This window comes from Gammaproteobacteria bacterium, from assembly GCA_029882975.1.
Lineage (GTDB): Bacteria > Pseudomonadota > Gammaproteobacteria > SZUA-152 > SZUA-152 > JAJDNG01.
Map to the genome: position 1 here is coordinate 43,572 of JAOUJW010000026.1, position 18,396 is coordinate 61,967.

Below are 18,396 nucleotides of genomic sequence, written 5' to 3' on the forward strand. Positions count from 1 at the left end.
ATGGTAATCAGTATGAGCGTGGGTTTTCCAACGGGAAGAGTGTGACGTACAGGGAGACAGCAGGTCTCCCTGATTACAAGGGAAAATGGCAGGCGACCTTATGGACCTCGCCGGATTGTGTTTCCAATAGCTCCGGTGCTCGGAGTAAACACTCGCTGGGTTTACCACGGTTAAGGTACTCCGGACAACGTGATGCAAAGCGACAACCCTGAGAGTTTTGCGCAAAATCAAATACTCCCCAGGATATCCCGCTATCAGTGACGTTTTCGGCTTCCGCGTTATCTTTATGAACCAATGATGACCAAAGAATTTTAGTATAAGGGTGGCGAGGGTTTCTTATTATGGCCTCGGAGGCCCCCAGTTCCACGATACGGCCCAAGTACATCACGGCTATTTTGTGACTGATTAATTCCACCAACTGCAAATCATGTGAAATAAACAGATAACTCAACCCCAAGTCAGTTTGCAAATCACGCATCAGGTTTACCACCTGTGCCTGAATAGATACGTCCAGAGCACTGGTGGGCTCATCAGCAACGATCAGTTTGGGTTCTACTGCCAGCACTCTGGCTAAACCGACCCGTCGTTTCTCACCACCGGACAACTCGCTGGGAAAACTGGTAAGTTTGTTTTTCTTAAAGTTAACCATTTCCAGAAGTTCATAGACTCGATTCCGTACTTGACCTTTATCCAGACTTTTTTGATGAATCTTCACGGCCTCGGCCAGAATATCCCCAATCCGCATTTTAGGGTTCAAGGCGGCATCCAAATCCTGAAAAATCATTTGAATCTGACTGCGGTACTGGCGAAACTCCCGGTTCGTTATATGAGTGATATCTGTACCGTCGTATATAATATTACCCGAGGTCGGTTGTACCAGCTTAACTATGGACTTACCGGTTGTGGTCTTACCGCAGCCGGACTCCCCCACCAGACCCATAGTCTCGTTTTCCTTTAAGTTAAAACTGACATCGTCCACCGCAGGTACGGTAGATTGGGCAGTGCCGAAGAACCCGCCATGATGAGCATAGTGTTTGCTCAGATTCTTGACTTCCAAAATAGTCTTAGACATGAGCCACTTTAACCTTTTTCAAACAACCAACACCGAATGTGATGTTTACCGTCCATTCTAAACAAAGGCGGTTCCTGAGTTTTGCATTTGCTTTCACATTGAGTCGTGAATTTTTCGCAGCGCGCATAAAAGCGGCAACCCTGAGTCAGATTAATCGTATCCAGAACCTCTCCGGGAATAGCCGGTAATCGACCGTTTGCATCCACATTACTCAAATCGGGGATCGACGCCAGTAATGCCCGCGTATACGGATGGCTGGCATCTTCATTGGCTTTTAACACCAATTCCGCCGGACCGTTTTCCAGTACTTTGCCGCCATACATCACCGCTACTGAATCCGCCAACTTAGTAATAACACTGATGTCGTGACTGATCAGTATCGTGGTAATCCCCAAATCTGTTTGTAACTCCTGCAATAACTCCACTATTTTGCTTTGTATGGTGGCATCCAATCCCGTGGTTGGTTCATCGGCAATGAGTAAAGAAGGTTCCGAGGAAAGTGCCATGGCAATCATCGCTCGTTGACACATCCCGCCGGATAAACCGTGAGGATAGTTTTCGAAACGCATACCGGGTGAGTCGATTTTCACTCTTTCCAGCCAACTGATGGCTTTTTCTTTTGCTGAATTATTGTCTTTGATCTCGGTATGCAGCTTAATCATTTCACTTATTTGCTTACCAATGGTTTCATAGGGGTTCATGGCTGCTTTGGGATTTTGAAATATCATGGATATTTGCTTACCCCTGACCGTAGCCATATTCTTTTCCTGTTGCTTTTTCCAAGCCCGGTTATCTTTACTAAGCTTGAGTATTTTGCCGCTATTGTGTTCCAATTCGACGTATTGCTCTAAGCCTTCCAAAAGATTGACAGGATTTCCTTTCTGATTCAATAACACCTTACCGGTTAATACACCGGGATTGGCGCTGATCAGCCCCATGGTGGATAACATGGTAATGCTTTTACCACTTCCACTCTCACCTACAATTCCCAAAGTACTCCCTTGCTCTATGGTTAAATCCACTCCATCCACAGAGCGGATGAAAGCCTGTTTGGCACTGGAATAGAAGTAGGTACGAAGGTCCTCTATTTGTAACAAGGGAATATGTTCCACCTACCGCTCCTTGCGTTCCAATACGTTGTTTAGCCCATCACCTAATAAGTGAAAGCCAAGTACGGTCGCTAAAATTGCTAAAGCCGGCGCTGTAGAAGGCCAGAAGTTACCTTGCATGAGATAATTGGATCCCGACTGAACCATATTGCCCCAGGAGGGCACCGGCTCCTGCACACCAAACCCCAAGTAGCTCAAACTGGTTTCGATTAAGATCGCTTCCGCCATGCCAAGAGTTGCCTGTATCAACAAGATAGAACGACAGTTGTACCAGAGGATGTGTTTTAGAATAATCTGATAGGTTGGTAACCCCATAGCAATTGCCGATTCGACAAAGTTACGTTGCTTAAGAAATAATATTTTGCCACGCACCAGACCAGCCACAACCGGCGCTGTAGTTAAACCAACCACTATCATGATGATATAGATATTCGGAGTAAAGGCGGCAATAAACAGCAAAATTAACACCAGTCGAGGAAAAGAATCGATAAGATTGGAGAAATACTCAACCACCGATTCCACACGCCCACCCTGATACCCTGACAAAATCCCCATAATTGAACCAAGACTGAGAGATATGAATATGGACAGAAGTCCAGGAACAAAATACGCTTGAATCCCAATTATTAAACGGGACAACAGATCTCTACCCATATAATCCGTGCCCAGAAAATAGCCGGATGTCAAAGGCGCAACCATCATATTTTCCAAGTCCATACTGTCCGGATCACTAGGCAACCAATTCAACGCACCCAAGCCATAGGATACCAATACCGTGGCCAACACCAACAAACCATAGACGATGTAAATCAAATCGATTTTGGAACAGGTTTTCCAAAGCGGTAGATGTGAGTACTCATCTATGGTTTCGGTAGTTTGTATATATCGGGTTTTCACTCGTTGGATGCTCGCGGGTTAACGGAGATGTAAATAAATCTGTTACAAAGACTGGCAAAACGGACAAACACAGCCGTGACGATCGCAATGCCCATAATCACCGGGAAGTCTCGATCTAAAGCTGCTTGCCAGGCCAGGCGTCCCATCCCCGGCCAGTTGAAAATCTGTTCCACAATAATCGCGCCACCGATCACAAAAGGGATTTTTGAAGCGATAATCTCGCTCACGGGTAACAGTAGACCCTCTTTAAACGCATGCCTCCAAACAGACGCCCCCTTGGCACGGGCCGTACGAATATATTCTTCGTTTAAAACGCGTCCCAGCTCTTCATGCAAATGACGTACGATTTCACTTATAGCGCCATTACCCACCCCCAGCAGCACGACCGGGACGGCGATATAAACCCAGTTCCAATCAGTCTGAGATCCTGTCAGCACCGGAAACATCCCCAATTTTTGAGTAAACCAATAAATTGCTACATACGCCAACCAAAACAGGGGTAATGCCGATACGATATAAGCAAACATTTTTAAGATCCAAGCTGTCTTGGTACCTGTGTGGATCGCATTGTATATAGAGACAGGTACAGCAATAAGCAATGTCACCAACAAAGCTCCCATCGTCAGCAGCAGCGTTTTTAAACCGCTATTCCAAAGCTCTGCGGCCACCGGCTGACCGTTGCGTAAGGACTCCCCAAAATCCCCTTGCAACATATTAATCAGCCAGGAAAAATATTGGCCATACCAGGTACTGGGTAAACCCAATGCCTGCAGTGCCGCTTCTCTTTCTTCCCCTTGCAGCATACGTCCGCCCAGCATGGCGACAAAAGGATCGCCGGGCGCTAAATACAAAATTAAAAACACAACCCAGCTGACCCCCAATAGCAGCAAAGCGGTTAACAGTAACTCTTTGGCGGATACTGCCACTAATCTTTTAACTTTTTGTTGGCTCATCTGGAGAACTTTGGCTTCCTACGGCGCTTACAAAGAAGCCGATTGATATCCAGGAACGAAGCACTGCTCATTCAGGAGTTAAACAGACATTCCCGAGATATCAACCGGCATTGGTATAGTTTGGTACTCTATTGCTTACCTTTGGGCATATACCAATCATCCGCGAAAGAGAAAAACTTATAGGGATGGATCTTTACGTGTCGAATATTTTTGTTATACCCGGCGTAATTGGTTAACGTCCACAAGAAAGAGTAGGGGTTTTCCTCGGATAAGACAGCGTGAAGTTTACGGTAGATAGTGCGTTTTTTCTCGTGATCCAAGCTCAGTTTGGCCTCTGTAATCAAACCGTCCACTTCCGGATTGGAATATCCGCCAAAGTTGTTCTTCCATGGCCCGATTTCTCCGGAATGAAATAACGAGGATATATCCGCAGAATCGTCAAACACCCAGGATGCAAACATGATGTCAAACTCATGTTTCAAAAACACTGCTTCTTTCCACGCCTGCCATTCCATAAACTCAACCTTGATATCGGCACCGATCTGCTTCAAGTAATTTTGGAACGACAACACGACTCGTTTGGTTGCTTCGCTTTCTTTTGCAATGGGTACCCGCAAAGTCAAATTCAGTTTTTTTCCATCCTTCTGCATCACACCGTCACTACCTTTGCTAAAACCTGCCTCTGTGAGTAAACGTACCGCCTCTTGACTGCTGTATTCCATCGGCTTAACGTCCAAATTGTAGGCCCAACTACCGGGAGCAAAGGGACCGGAAATCACAGTTCCTCGATTATTAAAAAAGGAACGCAACATTTCGTGGCGATTGATAGCCATGGTGAACGCTTTTCTCACCCGCTTGTCTGACAACAAGGGGTGTCGTGTGTTATAACCAAAAAACGCATAGGACAAAGCATTATAAGGTTGTAACACATAGCGTTTGTCACCCTGTAACTCGGGTATGTTTCTCGGATTAACCAATACAGTCATATTAATTGAATTAAACATTAGCGCTTGGTTCATAATATTTTGATCGGCGAATGGCTTAGCCACAAATTGATCCAAATGAGGTCTACCTTTGAAGTATTCCTCATTTGCAACCATTACAATATCTCCATTGCCGGTTACTTCTTTAAGAATATACGGACCCGTACCAATGGGTTGGCGGACAAATGGGTCATCTCGTTTCAAATACTGCCCATTGGCCGGACCATGCTCCGGAATGATCTTAAAAGTAAACTTAGCCAACGCGTTCAAAATGGGGCGTTTCAGGGTAAACTCCACTGTGTAATCGTCCAATTGTTTTACCGACTGGATAAATTCATAACGTACTTTCAGCGGTGTTATAGTCTTGGGGTGCATCATAATTGCGTGTGTAAACACGACATCTTTTGCGGTAAAAGGTTTTGAAACACCCTCTCGCGGATGCCATTTAACATCTTTGCGTAAGGTAAACGTATAAACACGGTTATCATTACTGATGTTCCACTTTTCGGCCAATTCAGGAACTATTTGCTGTTTTTGGTTTATACCAACCAAGCCGTTAAACAGCAACTCGGTGATTCGCATCGCAATCATATCGTTGCTGGTTACCGGGTCTAGAGTAGCCGGTCGCCCGTATTCGCCGTAATTTAAAGTACCACCGTCCGGCTTACCGTCCTTTCTTGGAATCGCCTCTACCGATGAGGCAACGGCGATCAACAATATCGACATCAGTGTCAACTTAAACTGTGTTCTCATCTGGATACCCTCTACATTTATTGCCGTAATATAAGCTTAATAAGCATGGAACCTGCCTACACCACCGTATTACATACAGTGAGTGCAGCCTCTATTTTTTACTAAAAGATCTTTACATCCCCTGCACTTTTGAACTCCATGGAATAGATTCCTTGAACGGCGTTTTGGATGTTTCTTACCACCGGAAATTCTTTACTCAGCTCAAAATATATTTCCAGGTTTTCAGAAAAACTCTTGTTAGCTAAATACACTTTGGCTAAGTTCACCAATAACACCGGATCATTGGTATCTATTCGGTTTTTCATATTCTTATCGCGCCCGGTTTCCAGATATTCTAATGCCACATCGACAATATTCTGTTGTAGATAGTAATTACCAATCGCCATGTTCAATGTTCGAACTGTCTTTCCACTCATTCTATTGGAAACCGCTTTTGCGGATCCCAAAGCTTTATAGCACTTTTGGCTAATTCTGGAACAGGCATTAACCACGTCGGCCAAAACATCGGGATTGGTCTTATTTTCTGCTGCAATCGCTTCCAGTTCTTCAGATATTCCTGCGCCTTTCTTTTGCAAATACTTCACTACCAAGGTTTGGATTCTACCTTTAGTGGCCAACTTTTCCGGTAACTGTACCGTGTGAATTGCCCCAATGTCACTGATGCTGCTTTTATCCGTGGCAAAATACATTGCGGATTCTGCAAGATAGTATTCTGAAACACCCAGGTATTTTTGTTCAGATTTAGCTCGGTTGAGATAAAATTGGGCAGCCTGCCTGAAAACCTCAGACATCGCTTTTGAGAGAGTCATCTTGTAAAATCGCAGGGTTTTTTGCTTTCCAATGTTTTCCACATGGTCCGGCACGGATATGTCCGTCCTTTGCAATAGCTGTAAAGCTTGACCGAATTTTTCCGGCGTTGCATACACCAGCAATACAGCATTGAGTATTCGCGGTGTAATTTTATTGTTGCCAATACTATTAACGAGATCGTCGACTATTTTGCCTGCTTTCTTCTTATCGCTTCCTGTTGTGTAAAGCGCAACAGCCAGCTCTGCCAGGACATCTTTATCGGAGGTCTTGATATTTTTCCAGATATCAATTGCCGCACTCTTGTTCCCCAAATAATAGTTACTTGTTCCGGAGGCAATTGTGCTGATATCCTTATATTTTTTTTCCACTCCCCGCCTGGATTTGAAACGTTTGTAATATTTCAAAGCTTTTAAATGATCACCCATGGAGGCCAAAGCTTCACCATAGTATAAATACGCGTACTTGGACTTGTTTTTTTTAAATCGCTTAATCAATTTCTCCATGTAACGATTTTCGGTTTCCAAGGAAGAATTGTACAATTCCTGATGCAAGATTGAGTTTTTGTGGTACGCCAACCCCAGAGCGAAATTGGCACTGGCGTTATTGCCTAAAGCATGCATTTCCCGTTGCAGAGTCTTTGCGGCTGAGTCGTAATAGTGAGTTTTTAGCAGTTTACCGGCGCTGGTGACCGGATCAGGTTTTGCGAACACAGCCGCCACCCATACTGTACTGGCAACCGCTATAGAAAACCATACTATTTTTTTACCGTTCATTGGGCTATATCTTTAAGTTGGTAATTCTAGTTAAATAAATTCGATCCCATTGATCAACTTGAGTTCGAAATGCTATTACACCGTCTTTGGAACAACTCACATCGTGGTTTATGTTTGTCCCGGTATCCAATTTCCGACTCATTCCCGAACCAATATCAGCAATATAGATGGGACTGTAATCATGCTCGTTGTTTTTCACGTACACGATATGATTCCCGTCCGGAAGCCATGCCGGACCACTGGCCACATCAGGAATCACATTGGTTGCCACCACAAATTGTTTTAGATCTTCCGTTTCAGCTAAGTCCGCATCAACAACAACAATGGACCACTTTTTTGGATTCCCTTCTTCATTGTAATTGCTATAAAAAGCAATCTTCTTTCCATCCGGTGACCAAGTGGGGCTTAGATCATCATAGTTCCATCGGCTTATAGCACGTATGGTAAATCCCTCTCCCGGATTATCCAGAACAAGAATGTCGTGGTTTTCATTACTACCGTACATAACTACTATTTTTTTCCCATCCGGTGACCAACGCGGGTACAAGAAAGATTCATTACCCTGACTGACTCTTTTCAACATCTTAGTCTGCAAATCCAACAAATATATCAACGCCCCTCCGGAGCGTCCCGACACAAACACCACATTGTTTCCAGAAGGAGACCAATGCGGTTGTGCATCTTTTTGCCGTTCCTTGGTTAACCGTACTGCAGCAACGGACTCCAAACCATCAAGATAGATGTCGTAGTTTCCTTCGCCGGCATTGCTCATAAAAACAAATTCCTTACTGTTCGATGACCATGTAAGGTTGGCATTGAAGCTGTTTCCAGCTTCTTCGAGCTCCGGTAGCAATATATCCAAAGCGAAATCCCCTGAGTCCTCTACTTTGGATTTGTGATAAATATTCTTTAGAACATGACCTTGAATCGTTGCAATAACTATTTCCTGTTTGCCGTCGGAAGCGCGTTCAAAGCTCAAAATTCCTCCGTTGGGTGCCCAACGGGGGTTGGAATCATTCTTTCCGATTTCATTTACCGGCATCAACGGACGAACATAGTCCGGTTTCAACGTCAGTTCCTGACTTGTCTCTGCGACCACACCGCCCTCGCCCGAGTCCGGCATCAATTCCTCCGGCTTCACCTTCGCATCAGGAGTGATTGGCGAATCTGTCGTCCTGGCATTTGCGGCGTTTTTCTTGTCCGCAACTTCTTCGGCAGACTTTATTGGGCCCGGTACAGGATCCGGTATCGCAGACAAATCCGTCCAACCACCTTGGTCTGTGCCATTCTTGACATCCGAGTTAGCCCATGTAATTGACCCCGCTAAAAAGAGCGCCAATCCGAATACTTTAACGACTTGTGACAACACCAAACCTCCGGAATTAAGCGTCTACCTTTAACTCATTCCATAAGCGTTGCGCGGTTGCTTTGATTTTCATGTATTCCTGATTTGTCTCCAGTCCTACCGGAAAGAAGTCAAAATATTGCTGCCAAGCTAAATCGGCACTATCCTGAAGCGCCGATTTTCCCGTCAACTTGTACAGATTGTGGAAAGCGATAGCTGAATAATAGTAAGTGTCGTGCAACACCTCATCATAGCTTTCGTTAGGAAAAAACCGCGTATTCTCTTTGGCTGTATTCAGCGCTTTAATGGCTTTTGCAAAGTATTGTGCCGCAGATTTTTTATCCACGTCCAAAATACTATCGCCTTTGGCGTAATACGCGTGTCCCAAATTGGTATACACCACTGCGTATTGTTTCAAAACCAGGTCTTTGACTTCCGGGAGTTCCTGTACGTTTTCAAACTCACGAATTGCGGCATCGTAGTCCTGTTTATCGTCCAAATATATTTGCGCCAGTCGATGTCGTGCTTCGGCGTAGTCCGGGTGCATTGAATTCGTTTGTTTGTACGCTTCTACGGCGGCGTCAATTTTTCCACCGGCGTGAGCCTTTTCTGCAATTGTGACAAAATCTTTGTACAGTGTAATTTTGTTGCTACCGGTTCTATTTTCTTCACTTTTGTTAAACTCGATCACTTCTTCCCAGTCTCGGTAATCTCCACCCAACTGCAAGCGAACCGTATGAAAACCTAAGGTAACATTGTACGGTTTGTTCATAGGAGTAACGCCAATTTGCTCATCGTCGAGGAATACTTTTGCCCCTGCAGGTTGCGATGCCACAGTGAGCATAGAACTGTAGGATTGCATCACGAATTCGTAGTTTTGGTTATTGGACTCCGGTTCAACTGATTTCATGATTTGCTTGTAACCGTGTTTGTAGAGAACCAGGTCCAGGTCCCGGCCTACTCTGGCTGGGATTTTTATCGTTCCACTACGGTTAGTAATTCCCACCCATTTTTCTTCGGCATAAACATTAACACCGGGCAAGGGTCTGGTATCTGCATCCACGCCGCCTTTTATGTTCAGTTGTACAAACTCGCCTTCCTTACCACTGGGCGAGTCAATTCGAACTACCCTATCGCCAACTTTTACTTTCTTTTTGATGGTTTCCAAGGTTGTATACTTACTACGCGCACTGTCTACTTCGGTACTGCCAATAGCCACCGTTTTGACGACGCGGCCCGCAGCGTCGCTTTTTACCGATCGAATTTCAAATATATCGTTTCTGGACAAGGGGAATAAGTCATCACCGAGATTTATACGGTAATTATCTTTGTCCACCGCAGTCACCATGCCCTCAAACGGATACCGTTCCAGAACTGTTTCTACAATTTCACCTACAGCCCGGCCGATCCTCCAATTACTGTCACTACCTGACGTTGCCACATGACTCATTACCAATTGACCGTCTTTGCGGTGGAAATTGACTTCAATAACGTAATCATTGTTCGGACTTCGACTGACGCTACCCAACACCAGCAGATCGAGATTTCGAGCCAATCGGTTCTTTTCCCATCCTTTGCTTTTCAGTTTTTCCATACTCAACTTTGAGTTACGAACCAGTTTCACCAACTGAGTTTCCGGAACTTCTTCAAAAGCCTTGGATTCCTTGAAAAATCTTTCCTGGAGTTGCTTTTTCACCCTATTCGTTACAGTGGATATATCCTCCCCTGAGGTATTGCTGACTACGGAGTAAATACCCGTTTTGATTCGTGTTGGGGTTTCTGAATAGAACGTGCGCTCATAGGTTTTTTTCCCGTCCATTACAACAGATTTACTCCAACTTGAGGGAATGTAACCTCTGGCGACCAGGGTAAACTTGATTTTTCCTCCATGCTTACCTTTATGTCGATAGGTAAAGTAACCATCCCCGCCGGTTTTTCCCAGAAGACGTTTACCAAGATAGACCGATGCACCTTCAATGGGTTTTACCGTACCGCTCTGATCGGCATTGGCACTAAAGCGAATCACGGCACGTTCATACAGGTTGACTTCCACTGCATCGCCGGAGTTGCCCTTGTAGCTTACCGTTTTTGCGGCATAACCCTTTTTATCAACTTGTAAGCGAAGGCCTTTCTTCGGCCAGAAATCGAATGCATAAGCCAATCTTCCGTTAGCATCCGTGGTTCCAATGGTTTCGTTGCCGTTCTTTACAACGACTTCACTCAGGGGAATGTCTTTAGCAGCCACCACCACCGTTACATAATTCTGTAACCTGACATCCAGCACCTGGCTCAGTTTTTCTTCATTCTCTTTCTTTTCAACCTTGAATTCACCGTCCCAAACGTTGGTTTTAATACCGTCTGCATCCTTAACGACCGATACTTTTACGACCTGCTGATTCAGTTTGGCGATAGCGGTATTCAGAGAACCGTTCGCGTCAGTCTGACCGACGGCAACACCATCAACATTAACGATAGCACCGCTGACTGCGGCTCCATTGAATTCAGCATTGACCTGTAACTGAATGTCCACAGGTGATTCGGAACAACCGACAACCAACAACAAAAGAAATGCGGTTGCAAAAATATATTTAAATTGGCCCATTTGCCCCTCCATTAAGACAAATACTCCCGATCATCGAGACTTGGTTTTTGCGTCCTTACATGGACGGTGGCTGGATATTGACTTCCCCGGGATTGACGATTTTGTCATGATCGCTACGTGATGAACGATGAGATCGACGAGATTTTGACGGAATTTTTTTCAGATCCAATACCACCTCACTGGATCCATCCACTTGAACCGTCATGGTTTCAGTGATGTAACCGGTTTTTCCTGCTTCTATCTTGTATAAGCCGGGTTTTATTTTTCCATCTTCAGACTCGAATTTCCCACTTTTCCCGGTTCTGACCGAGTATGACGCTTCCTCAATGGGAAGCGAGGTGTTAATCATATTGACGACAATACCTTCGGCGTTCGCGTTAGGTACTTCCTGGTTGTTGTAATCCACCAAACGAACCATTCCGCTAATTCCCGTACCACATGCGGATAAAAGAAAAACACAAAAAATCGTAATTACTCGCGTAGAAAAGCCCATGGATAATCCTCGTAGAATTCGCGTAACTAAATTGCTGAAACTTGAAGCTAAATGTGCTTGCTAAGCTGTTGTATGGAGCTATATCGGCTGTGCCGATTACAGCCTTTAGCGGTTCAAGAATTCTTTTAAATTAAGGAACTGTGTCACTTTTTGGCACATCCAGTAACATCAATTTTTGTACCAAATAGTAAAACAGCTCACAAGCCAAGCAATGTCATTACATGAAACAAAGAAAATCTCCGCTCACTTTAAACCTTAACGGTAATACGTTAAGATAATGCTGATTTTTTTACAGAACCTTTGATTAATTTCGGTGTGGATATGGCGACAGGTATAATTCACAGAGTTAAGCGGAAGTTCCCTTACATTCAATAAAACTATAAACTCATGACAGTCATGGAAGTTCGCAGCAGGAACAGGGAAACGGCTCAGGAATTATTGCAACAATATTGCAAAATCCGCTCACAGACCGTTCAATTATGTGAGCCCCTGGAAATAGAAGACTATGGAATACAAACCTGCCCTGAAGTCAGTCCACCCAAATGGCATTTAGCGCATACTGCCTGGTTTTTCGAAACCCTGATCTTGAAACCATTTTTTCAAGCATACCGAGAATACCATCCGCTCTATTCAGATCTGTTTAACTCCTACTATGACAGTATTGGTCACTATCACCCGCGCGCGGAGCGAGGACAATTATCCAGACCAACCGTCAAACAAATATTTACCTATCGCGAATATGTTGATAGACACGTTGAGACTTTGCTCACTAACCCATCGCATCCGGACATGGCAGAAATTACTCGGCGCATTATCGTGGGCCTGCACCATGAGCAGCAACATCAGGAGCTTTTACTCACCGATATTAAACATGCTTTTTCCTATAACCCGCTAAGACCGGTATATACCGAGTTACCCGGTGTTTGCGCTGAAAGCCCCAAGTTTCAATGGCTGGAAGTAAGTGGCGGTCTGACAAACATGGGAGCAAAAGCCAAGGCCGGGACTGCATACGAAGAGTTTGCCTACGACAATGAATACCCCAGACACACCGTATTCCTCAATAGTTTTAAATTAGCTTCAAGACCCGTAACAAACGCAGAGTATTTGGCCTTTATGGAAGACGGTGCTTATCACAATGCCGAATACTGGCTTTCTGATGCATGGAAAACTCTACATCATAACAGTTGGCAGTCTCCATTATATTGGGAACAGCGTGACGGTGAATGGTGGTATATGACCTTGGCCGGCATGAAGCCCATCGATTGGCATGCCCCTGTGTGTCACGTCAGCGCCTATGAAGCGCTTGCTTATGCTCGTTGGGCCGGGAAACGCTTACCGACGGAAGCCGAATGGGAGTACGTTGCCAGGCAATACCCAATAGCAGGAAATTTTCGCGACACCGGCTATTTACAACCCAATGCGCTCTATGAAACACATACTATGGCTAAATTGTATGGCGATGTATGGGAATGGACTCAAAGCCCCTATTGCGCCTACCCTGGTTATAAACAAGCATTTGGCCCCTTGGGCGAATACAACGGTAAGTTTATGAGTAACCAAATCGTTCTGCGGGGTGGCTCCTGCGCCACCCCGGCAGATCACCTGCGTGCCACATATCGAAACTTTTTTTACCCACACGAGCGTTGGCAGTTTTGCGGATTTCGACTAGCCGAGGATATAGCATAATGCACACCCCTATTTTACAGGACATTGTCTTTCATGATTTACACCCGCCGGCGGTAAACATCCGCCAGGAAGTGTTACAGGGTTTGTCGAACCCGGAGCAAAGAAGAATATCTCCCAAATATTTGTATGATGAAAAGGGTTCGCACCTATTTGATGCCATATGTAAAACCAATGATTATTACCCAACCCGTACTGAGCACAGTATTATTAAGGACAACATGGAAAAAATCACCGGTTGTATTGATACAGGCTGTGTGCTGGTGGAACCCGGCAGTGGCAACAGCCAAAAAGTCCGCCAACTATTAGATGCCATTCAACCCAGAGCCTATTTACCGGTTGATATATCAAAATCCTATTTGAAACAAGAAGCACGAAAACTGGCAAGCGAATTTCCCTGGCTGGAGGTGCATGCCGTGTGCGCCGATTTTACCGAGCCTGTTCCATTACCTGCGGTGGATGAAACCGGGCCTAAAGTGGCCTTTTTTCCCGGCTCCAGTATAGGGAATTTTGAACCTGCTGATGCTGTTGAATTTCTGGGAAACATGGCAGACATGGTGGAGCGAGGCGGAGGTTTGCTGATTGGTGTGGACTTAAAAAAAGAATCCGCCATACTCAATGCCGCCTATAACGACTCCGAAGGCCTAACCGCCGCATTTAATCTCAATTTACTTTCACGCCTGAATAAAGATCTGGATGCGGATTTTGATTTAGACCGATTCGACCACAAAGCTTTTTACAACGAAGATCTTGGCCGAATTGAAATGCATCTGGTCAGCACCTCGGATCAACAAGTACAAGTGGCTGGGGAAACTTTTGAATTTCTCAAGGACGAAACCATACACACCGAAAACTCATACAAATACCACGTAGAGGAATTTCATGCTCTGGCCAAAAAAGCAGGGTTTCATAACCCCAAAGTCTGGACTGATGAGCAGGAATTGTTCAGCGTACATTATTTGGAAGCGGAATAACTCTGCTCCAAAAGTAGTACCGGTCGTAGGACAATTGGACCGAATCGCTTCTTTCCAGAGGCTCCGAAACTGTTCTATTTTTATTCATATCCCTATCTTAAAGTGTGCATATTACCCCTCCTACCCCCTTCCCTTTCATCATCATTAAATTACAATACCCACTCAGTTGCATTATTAGGAATCAGACTGTGTTGAATTTACCTGTAAACAACTGTTTTCTTTACCTGGGAACCAATGCAGGGGGCAATGTTTACAACGATATGCTCCATGCTCGACAAACCGTTCTGGTGGTGACGCCCTTTGTATCCAAAGAAAATGTAGATTTATTACTATCAAAGCATCGGCAAGGGGTTAACGTAATGTTAATCACCAGCACGAATTTTGAAGGAAAAAACGGTGCCAAACACATTTACCGAAAACTGATCAAACAATCTCAGCACACCAATGTTAAAAATCGGCGGCTGCGTTTGGGGGGTATGATTTTAGGGTATTTATTACTCTTATTGGGCTTGAGTTTGGGATGGTATGCAGAACTTATTACTCATGATCTGTTGTTGTGGGCCTACGCCGCCATCCCGGTAAGTCTGTTTTTATTTTACTTAATCAATCGTATCCGCGTATACAGCTATTCCTACACACCAAATATGCCGTTCCACGTCATCGCTTCCCCCTACGCCGACAAGCTCACCAGCAACCAGATTTTTGTCCATTCAAAAATTTATGTAATTGATGGTACGGTTGCGTATTTGGGCACAGCAGATTTCACTCGGGCCGGTTTCACCAGCCACTACGAGACTATGTTTCGAATCACGGACAATTTTTCCGTATCCAGCATTTATCATGAAATTAACGAAATTATTAGCGACAAAAGCCGCCTATTTAGGGATATCAACTATATAGGTAGTCGTATATACGAAGAACCGATGCATTGAGCGGAACTCGAAGTTACCAAAATACCCGCCAGTCACCTGCACGGTTTTGCTTGATTTCAATGCCAAAAGTACCCCAGGCTCCGGGTCTGACCGAGTAGCCGCTTTTATCCACCAAGCCCGTTAGTTGCACTTTGGCAAGAGCTTTTCGGTCTCTGGCAATGTATTTGAAACCGGTAACCGTTACATCAAAGGATTTATAGTGACTCAAGAATTGATTGATAAATTCTTTGCGCCCGGGCTGAAACTCACTAAGACTCTGCACATCGCTAATAAGACGTTTTTCCAATGCCGCCTTATACCGTCCCATAATTTCACCGGCTATTTCCACACCGGGCTTGGATGGGGTCAGGGGAGTAATCTCCAGCGGTGTATTCTCGCGGGGTTGTGCCGCCTGTTTCAGGTTGCTCAATTTACGAACTGCCTCATCAGCCAATTCGGATCCGGGAAATGCCGCTTTGATTTCCTTAACCAAGACCTCAATCTGATCTAACCTGGCCTGCTGAATAAACCGATTCAACTGCCCCCTATAGTGCTTTTCTATATGCGCCAATCCCTTATTTGCGCTTTCATTCCGGGGTTCCAAAATCAGGATTTCCTGGTAGAAGGACAGCGCACTGGTGCCGGATACTGAAAAGTAATTTTCTCGACTAAATTCCCGTTGCGCTTGAGACAGCAGGGATTTAACGCGGTTTTTCTTGTCAGCAGATTCACGCGTTGAGTTAACAAGCTGCTGTAAGCGTTGAACTTCAGGAGAGCGGGGATCCACTATGGCAATATTATTGATATGGGCCTGAGCCTTGGTCAGCTGTCCGCGGCTGATGTTGGTTTCAGCCAATTTACGATAATAAGCCAACAATTCCTTGATCCCCACTATGGCCGATTCATTGTTTGGATCCAACTGCAAAACCTGACGGAATTTTTCCAGGGCATTATCCCCTTCAGGGGCCACAATACGTCCGGCTATAAAATCGGAGCGCGCAGCAGCCAATACGTTGTCCACATTTCGGTTACTTTGACGCAATGCATCTTTAACCAAAGACTGAGCCGTTAAAGCAATGTTTGACCGCGGCGCCAATTCCACCATCACTCGAGCCAGCGCTTCGGCCTGCACAATATCGTCATGACTTATGCTATTGCTTACCTTCTTGGACAGATGGTTCAGTACCTTGTCCATCCCCTGCTTAGCCAGAGGATTGTTAGGCTCGAGTTCCAATACTTCCAAATAACGATAAGCCGCAGCAGTTCCTTCCGGAAACACTAATCGACCGGCTGCAAACGCCTTGTCCGCCTGTTCGATTAAATGCGCTATTTGTTTTTGCTCAGCGGACACCGGTGTCACTTGCGGAGCATCCAAGCTGTAAATCCAGAAACCGCCGAATGTAACAATGCCCACCAACAGCGCGGCAGCCACTGGAAGGCGCACGGCGGATTTTGGCTTTGTCGCGTTTCTTTCGTACTCATTTCTAACCACTGTCGCGGTGGTGTTTTGGTTGTATTTTGCATGCGCCTGGGCTTGTGCTTGAGCCTGAGCCTGAGCCTGAGCCTGAGCCTGAGCTTGAGCATGTGCCTGGGCTTGTGCCTCAGTCACAGCCTCAATAACCGCAGATTCACTCAACTGCTCCGTGGCTACATATTGTTGCGACGGACTCGTAATGGTTTTATCGGCTTCGGAACGAACCAAACGTCGGCCGCTTACATCGATCAGGCCTCGATTGGCTTGGGCGGAATCAGTTTGTGAAGGTCCGGAATCCATTGACATGATAATGGTCGTTTCCACATGATCATCGGCTTGTGGGTTTTCCAACATATAGGCAGGCAATTCCGGTGCTTGGGTTGTTCCCAATAGCATATCAGCCCATGCCAATATGTTTTGTGGTCTATTTTCTGCTTTAAAAATCAATGCATTGTCTATCGACAGGAGAAAGTTTCGAGAATAACGATCGGTGGCAATTTGACAAACCGGCGTGTAGGGATCCGCTTTGTTGTTGAGAAAGTAGGACCCTCGATTAAGCGCATCCTCGGGTTTGCGCCCAACAATACCGTAATAGAGTGTTGCTCCCAGTGCGTAAATATCTGTCCAGGGACCTTGTTTACCATTGCCCTCATTATATTGTTCAAAAGGGGCATAGCCGTAGGTCACCAGGCTGGTAAGCGTGCGTGTCTGACTTCCCACTGTTTGTCTGGCTGAACCGAAATCCAACAATACGGGAGAATCGTCCTTACGAATAAAAATATTTGCCGGTTTAATATCGCGATGGATAAAACCTTCAGTGTGAACCAAAGCCAAGCCATCCAGAATGGGTACAAAAATATCCAGTAATTGGGCTTCAGTAAAATTTCCTGAGCGTTTTTTGTAGATACTGGCTAAATCTTCACCTTGTTCGTACTCCATGACCATATAGGCAGTGTTGTTGTGTTCAAACACACTCACGACACGGACTATATTGGGGTGATTAAACTTAGCGAGAGTTTTTGCCTCCTTCAAAAAACTGTTCAACCCCCAACGGAACAATTCTCCCTGCTCTCCGGTCAAGGGTTCTACCGTATTATCCCCCTTGCGGGCGGCAAAATCGGTAGGTAAATACTCTTTAATGGCAACTGTTCGGTCAAGATTCGTATCCTCAGCAAGATAGGTTATACCGTATCCGCCGCGACCCAGCACAGATTTAAACTCATACCAATGAAGGCGGTAACCTTCCGGGAGTGTGCCACTGATACTATTTGAACTCACCTGATTTGCTCTAATTCAATTCGATAACTTCTGAAAAACACAACGTTTGAATACTCTACTAAGGAGGGCCAAGGTTATTGCTTTACTGTAACATTTTTGCCTTACTGATACATAGGCCACCCGTCCGGGTCCAAGATACAGTTTATCACTCCCAAACCTTCAAACCTACCTGATCATGACGCAATTCGCCATCGTTTTTAATATATTTAACTTGAAATTTCAAAGTGTTGAACGAAATCGGCCCAAACGCTCAGCAGTAAGCTTGAATGCCAGGAAAACCAGGCTG

The 18,396-nt window shown here is 45.1% G+C and carries 13 protein-coding genes; 3 read left to right on the forward strand and 10 right to left on the reverse strand.

The window, feature by feature from the left end:
• Positions 1 to 73 precede the first annotated feature (73 nt).
• From OEY58_16835 to OEY58_16875, 9 genes are all read right to left on the reverse strand, one after another.
• Positions 74 to 1,072: an ATP-binding cassette domain-containing protein gene (locus OEY58_16835; GenBank protein MDH5327125.1), complete on the reverse strand. Its 999-nt coding sequence runs from the start codon at positions 1,070 to 1,072 to the stop codon at positions 74 to 76.
• Positions 1,073 to 1,080: 8 nt separating this feature from the next.
• Complete coding sequence (locus tag OEY58_16840; GenBank protein ID MDH5327126.1) at positions 1,081 to 2,184, reverse strand: ABC transporter ATP-binding protein; 1,104 nt, start codon at positions 2,182 to 2,184, stop codon at positions 1,081 to 1,083.
• Positions 2,185 to 3,078 carry an ABC transporter permease gene (locus OEY58_16845; GenBank protein ID MDH5327127.1) on the reverse strand — a complete coding sequence of 298 codons (894 nt, stop codon included), beginning with the start codon at positions 3,076 to 3,078 and terminating at the stop codon, positions 2,185 to 2,187.
• On the reverse strand, positions 3,075 to 4,031 hold the full coding sequence (locus OEY58_16850) for an ABC transporter permease (GenBank protein MDH5327128.1): 957 nt from the start codon (positions 4,029 to 4,031) through the stop codon (positions 3,075 to 3,077). Before OEY58_16850 ends, OEY58_16845 begins: the two co-directional genes overlap by 4 nt.
• Before the next feature lie 128 nt (positions 4,032 to 4,159).
• Positions 4,160 to 5,767: an ABC transporter substrate-binding protein gene (locus OEY58_16855; protein ID MDH5327129.1), complete on the reverse strand. Its 1,608-nt coding sequence runs from the start codon at positions 5,765 to 5,767 to the stop codon at positions 4,160 to 4,162.
• A gap of 101 nt (positions 5,768 to 5,868) precedes the next feature.
• Complete coding sequence (locus OEY58_16860) at positions 5,869 to 7,350, reverse strand: hypothetical protein (protein ID MDH5327130.1); 1,482 nt, start codon at positions 7,348 to 7,350, stop codon at positions 5,869 to 5,871.
• Between the two features lie 4 nt (positions 7,351 to 7,354).
• Entirely contained in the window at positions 7,355 to 8,719 is a 1,365-nt protein-coding gene (locus tag OEY58_16865; GenBank protein MDH5327131.1) for a hypothetical protein, read from the reverse strand.
• A 13-nt stretch (positions 8,720 to 8,732) separates the two neighbouring features.
• Complete coding sequence (locus tag OEY58_16870; protein MDH5327132.1) at positions 8,733 to 11,297, reverse strand: PEGA domain-containing protein; 2,565 nt, start codon at positions 11,295 to 11,297, stop codon at positions 8,733 to 8,735.
• A 55-nt stretch (positions 11,298 to 11,352) separates the two neighbouring features.
• Positions 11,353 to 11,715: a hypothetical protein gene (locus OEY58_16875; protein ID MDH5327133.1), complete on the reverse strand. Its 363-nt coding sequence runs from the start codon at positions 11,713 to 11,715 to the stop codon at positions 11,353 to 11,355.
• Between the two features lie 462 nt (positions 11,716 to 12,177).
• Between OEY58_16875 and egtB the strand changes: the two genes are divergently transcribed.
• The 3 genes from egtB (at position 12,178) to OEY58_16890 (ending at position 15,379) form a co-directional block, all read left to right on the forward strand.
• Complete coding sequence (egtB, locus tag OEY58_16880) at positions 12,178 to 13,476, forward strand: ergothioneine biosynthesis protein EgtB (protein MDH5327134.1); 1,299 nt, start codon at positions 12,178 to 12,180, stop codon at positions 13,474 to 13,476.
• Positions 13,476 to 14,447 (forward strand): L-histidine N(alpha)-methyltransferase, encoded by a 972-nt coding sequence (gene egtD / locus OEY58_16885; protein ID MDH5327135.1) that lies wholly within the window; start codon positions 13,476 to 13,478, stop codon positions 14,445 to 14,447. Before egtB ends, egtD begins: the two co-directional genes overlap by 1 nt.
• 188 nt (positions 14,448 to 14,635) lie before the next feature.
• Complete coding sequence (locus tag OEY58_16890; GenBank protein MDH5327136.1) at positions 14,636 to 15,379, forward strand: phospholipase D family protein; 744 nt, start codon at positions 14,636 to 14,638, stop codon at positions 15,377 to 15,379.
• Between the two features lie 13 nt (positions 15,380 to 15,392).
• On the opposite strand, the gene OEY58_16895 is transcribed toward OEY58_16890, so the two are convergent.
• Positions 15,393 to 18,110, reverse strand: a complete 2,718-nt coding sequence (locus tag OEY58_16895) for a protein kinase (GenBank protein MDH5327137.1) — start codon at positions 18,108 to 18,110, stop codon at positions 15,393 to 15,395.
• Between the last annotated feature and the right edge of the window lie 286 nt (positions 18,111 to 18,396).

What these genes read in the sequence shown, in the direction of transcription:
- OEY58_16835 (MDH5327125.1), bottom strand. Translation starts at nt 1,072, where the DNA reads ATGTCTAAGACTATTTTGGAAGTCAAGAATCTGAGCAAACACTATGCT.
- OEY58_16850 (MDH5327128.1), bottom strand. Translation starts at nt 4,031, where the DNA reads ATGAGCCAACAAAAAGTTAAAAGATTAGTGGCAGTATCCGCCAAAGAG.
- OEY58_16855 (MDH5327129.1), bottom strand. Translation starts at nt 5,767, where the DNA reads ATGAGAACACAGTTTAAGTTGACACTGATGTCGATATTGTTGATCGCC.
- OEY58_16860 (MDH5327130.1), bottom strand. Translation starts at nt 7,350, where the DNA reads ATGAACGGTAAAAAAATAGTATGGTTTTCTATAGCGGTTGCCAGTACA.
- OEY58_16870 (MDH5327132.1), bottom strand. Translation starts at nt 11,297, where the DNA reads ATGGGCCAATTTAAATATATTTTTGCAACCGCATTTCTTTTGTTGTTG.
- OEY58_16875 (MDH5327133.1), bottom strand. Translation starts at nt 11,715, where the DNA reads ATGGTTCGTTTGGTGGATTACAACAACCAGGAAGTACCTAACGCGAAC.
- egtB (MDH5327134.1), top strand. Translation starts at nt 12,178, where the DNA reads ATGACAGTCATGGAAGTTCGCAGCAGGAACAGGGAAACGGCTCAGGAA.
- egtD (MDH5327135.1), top strand. Translation starts at nt 13,476, where the DNA reads ATGCACACCCCTATTTTACAGGACATTGTCTTTCATGATTTACACCCG.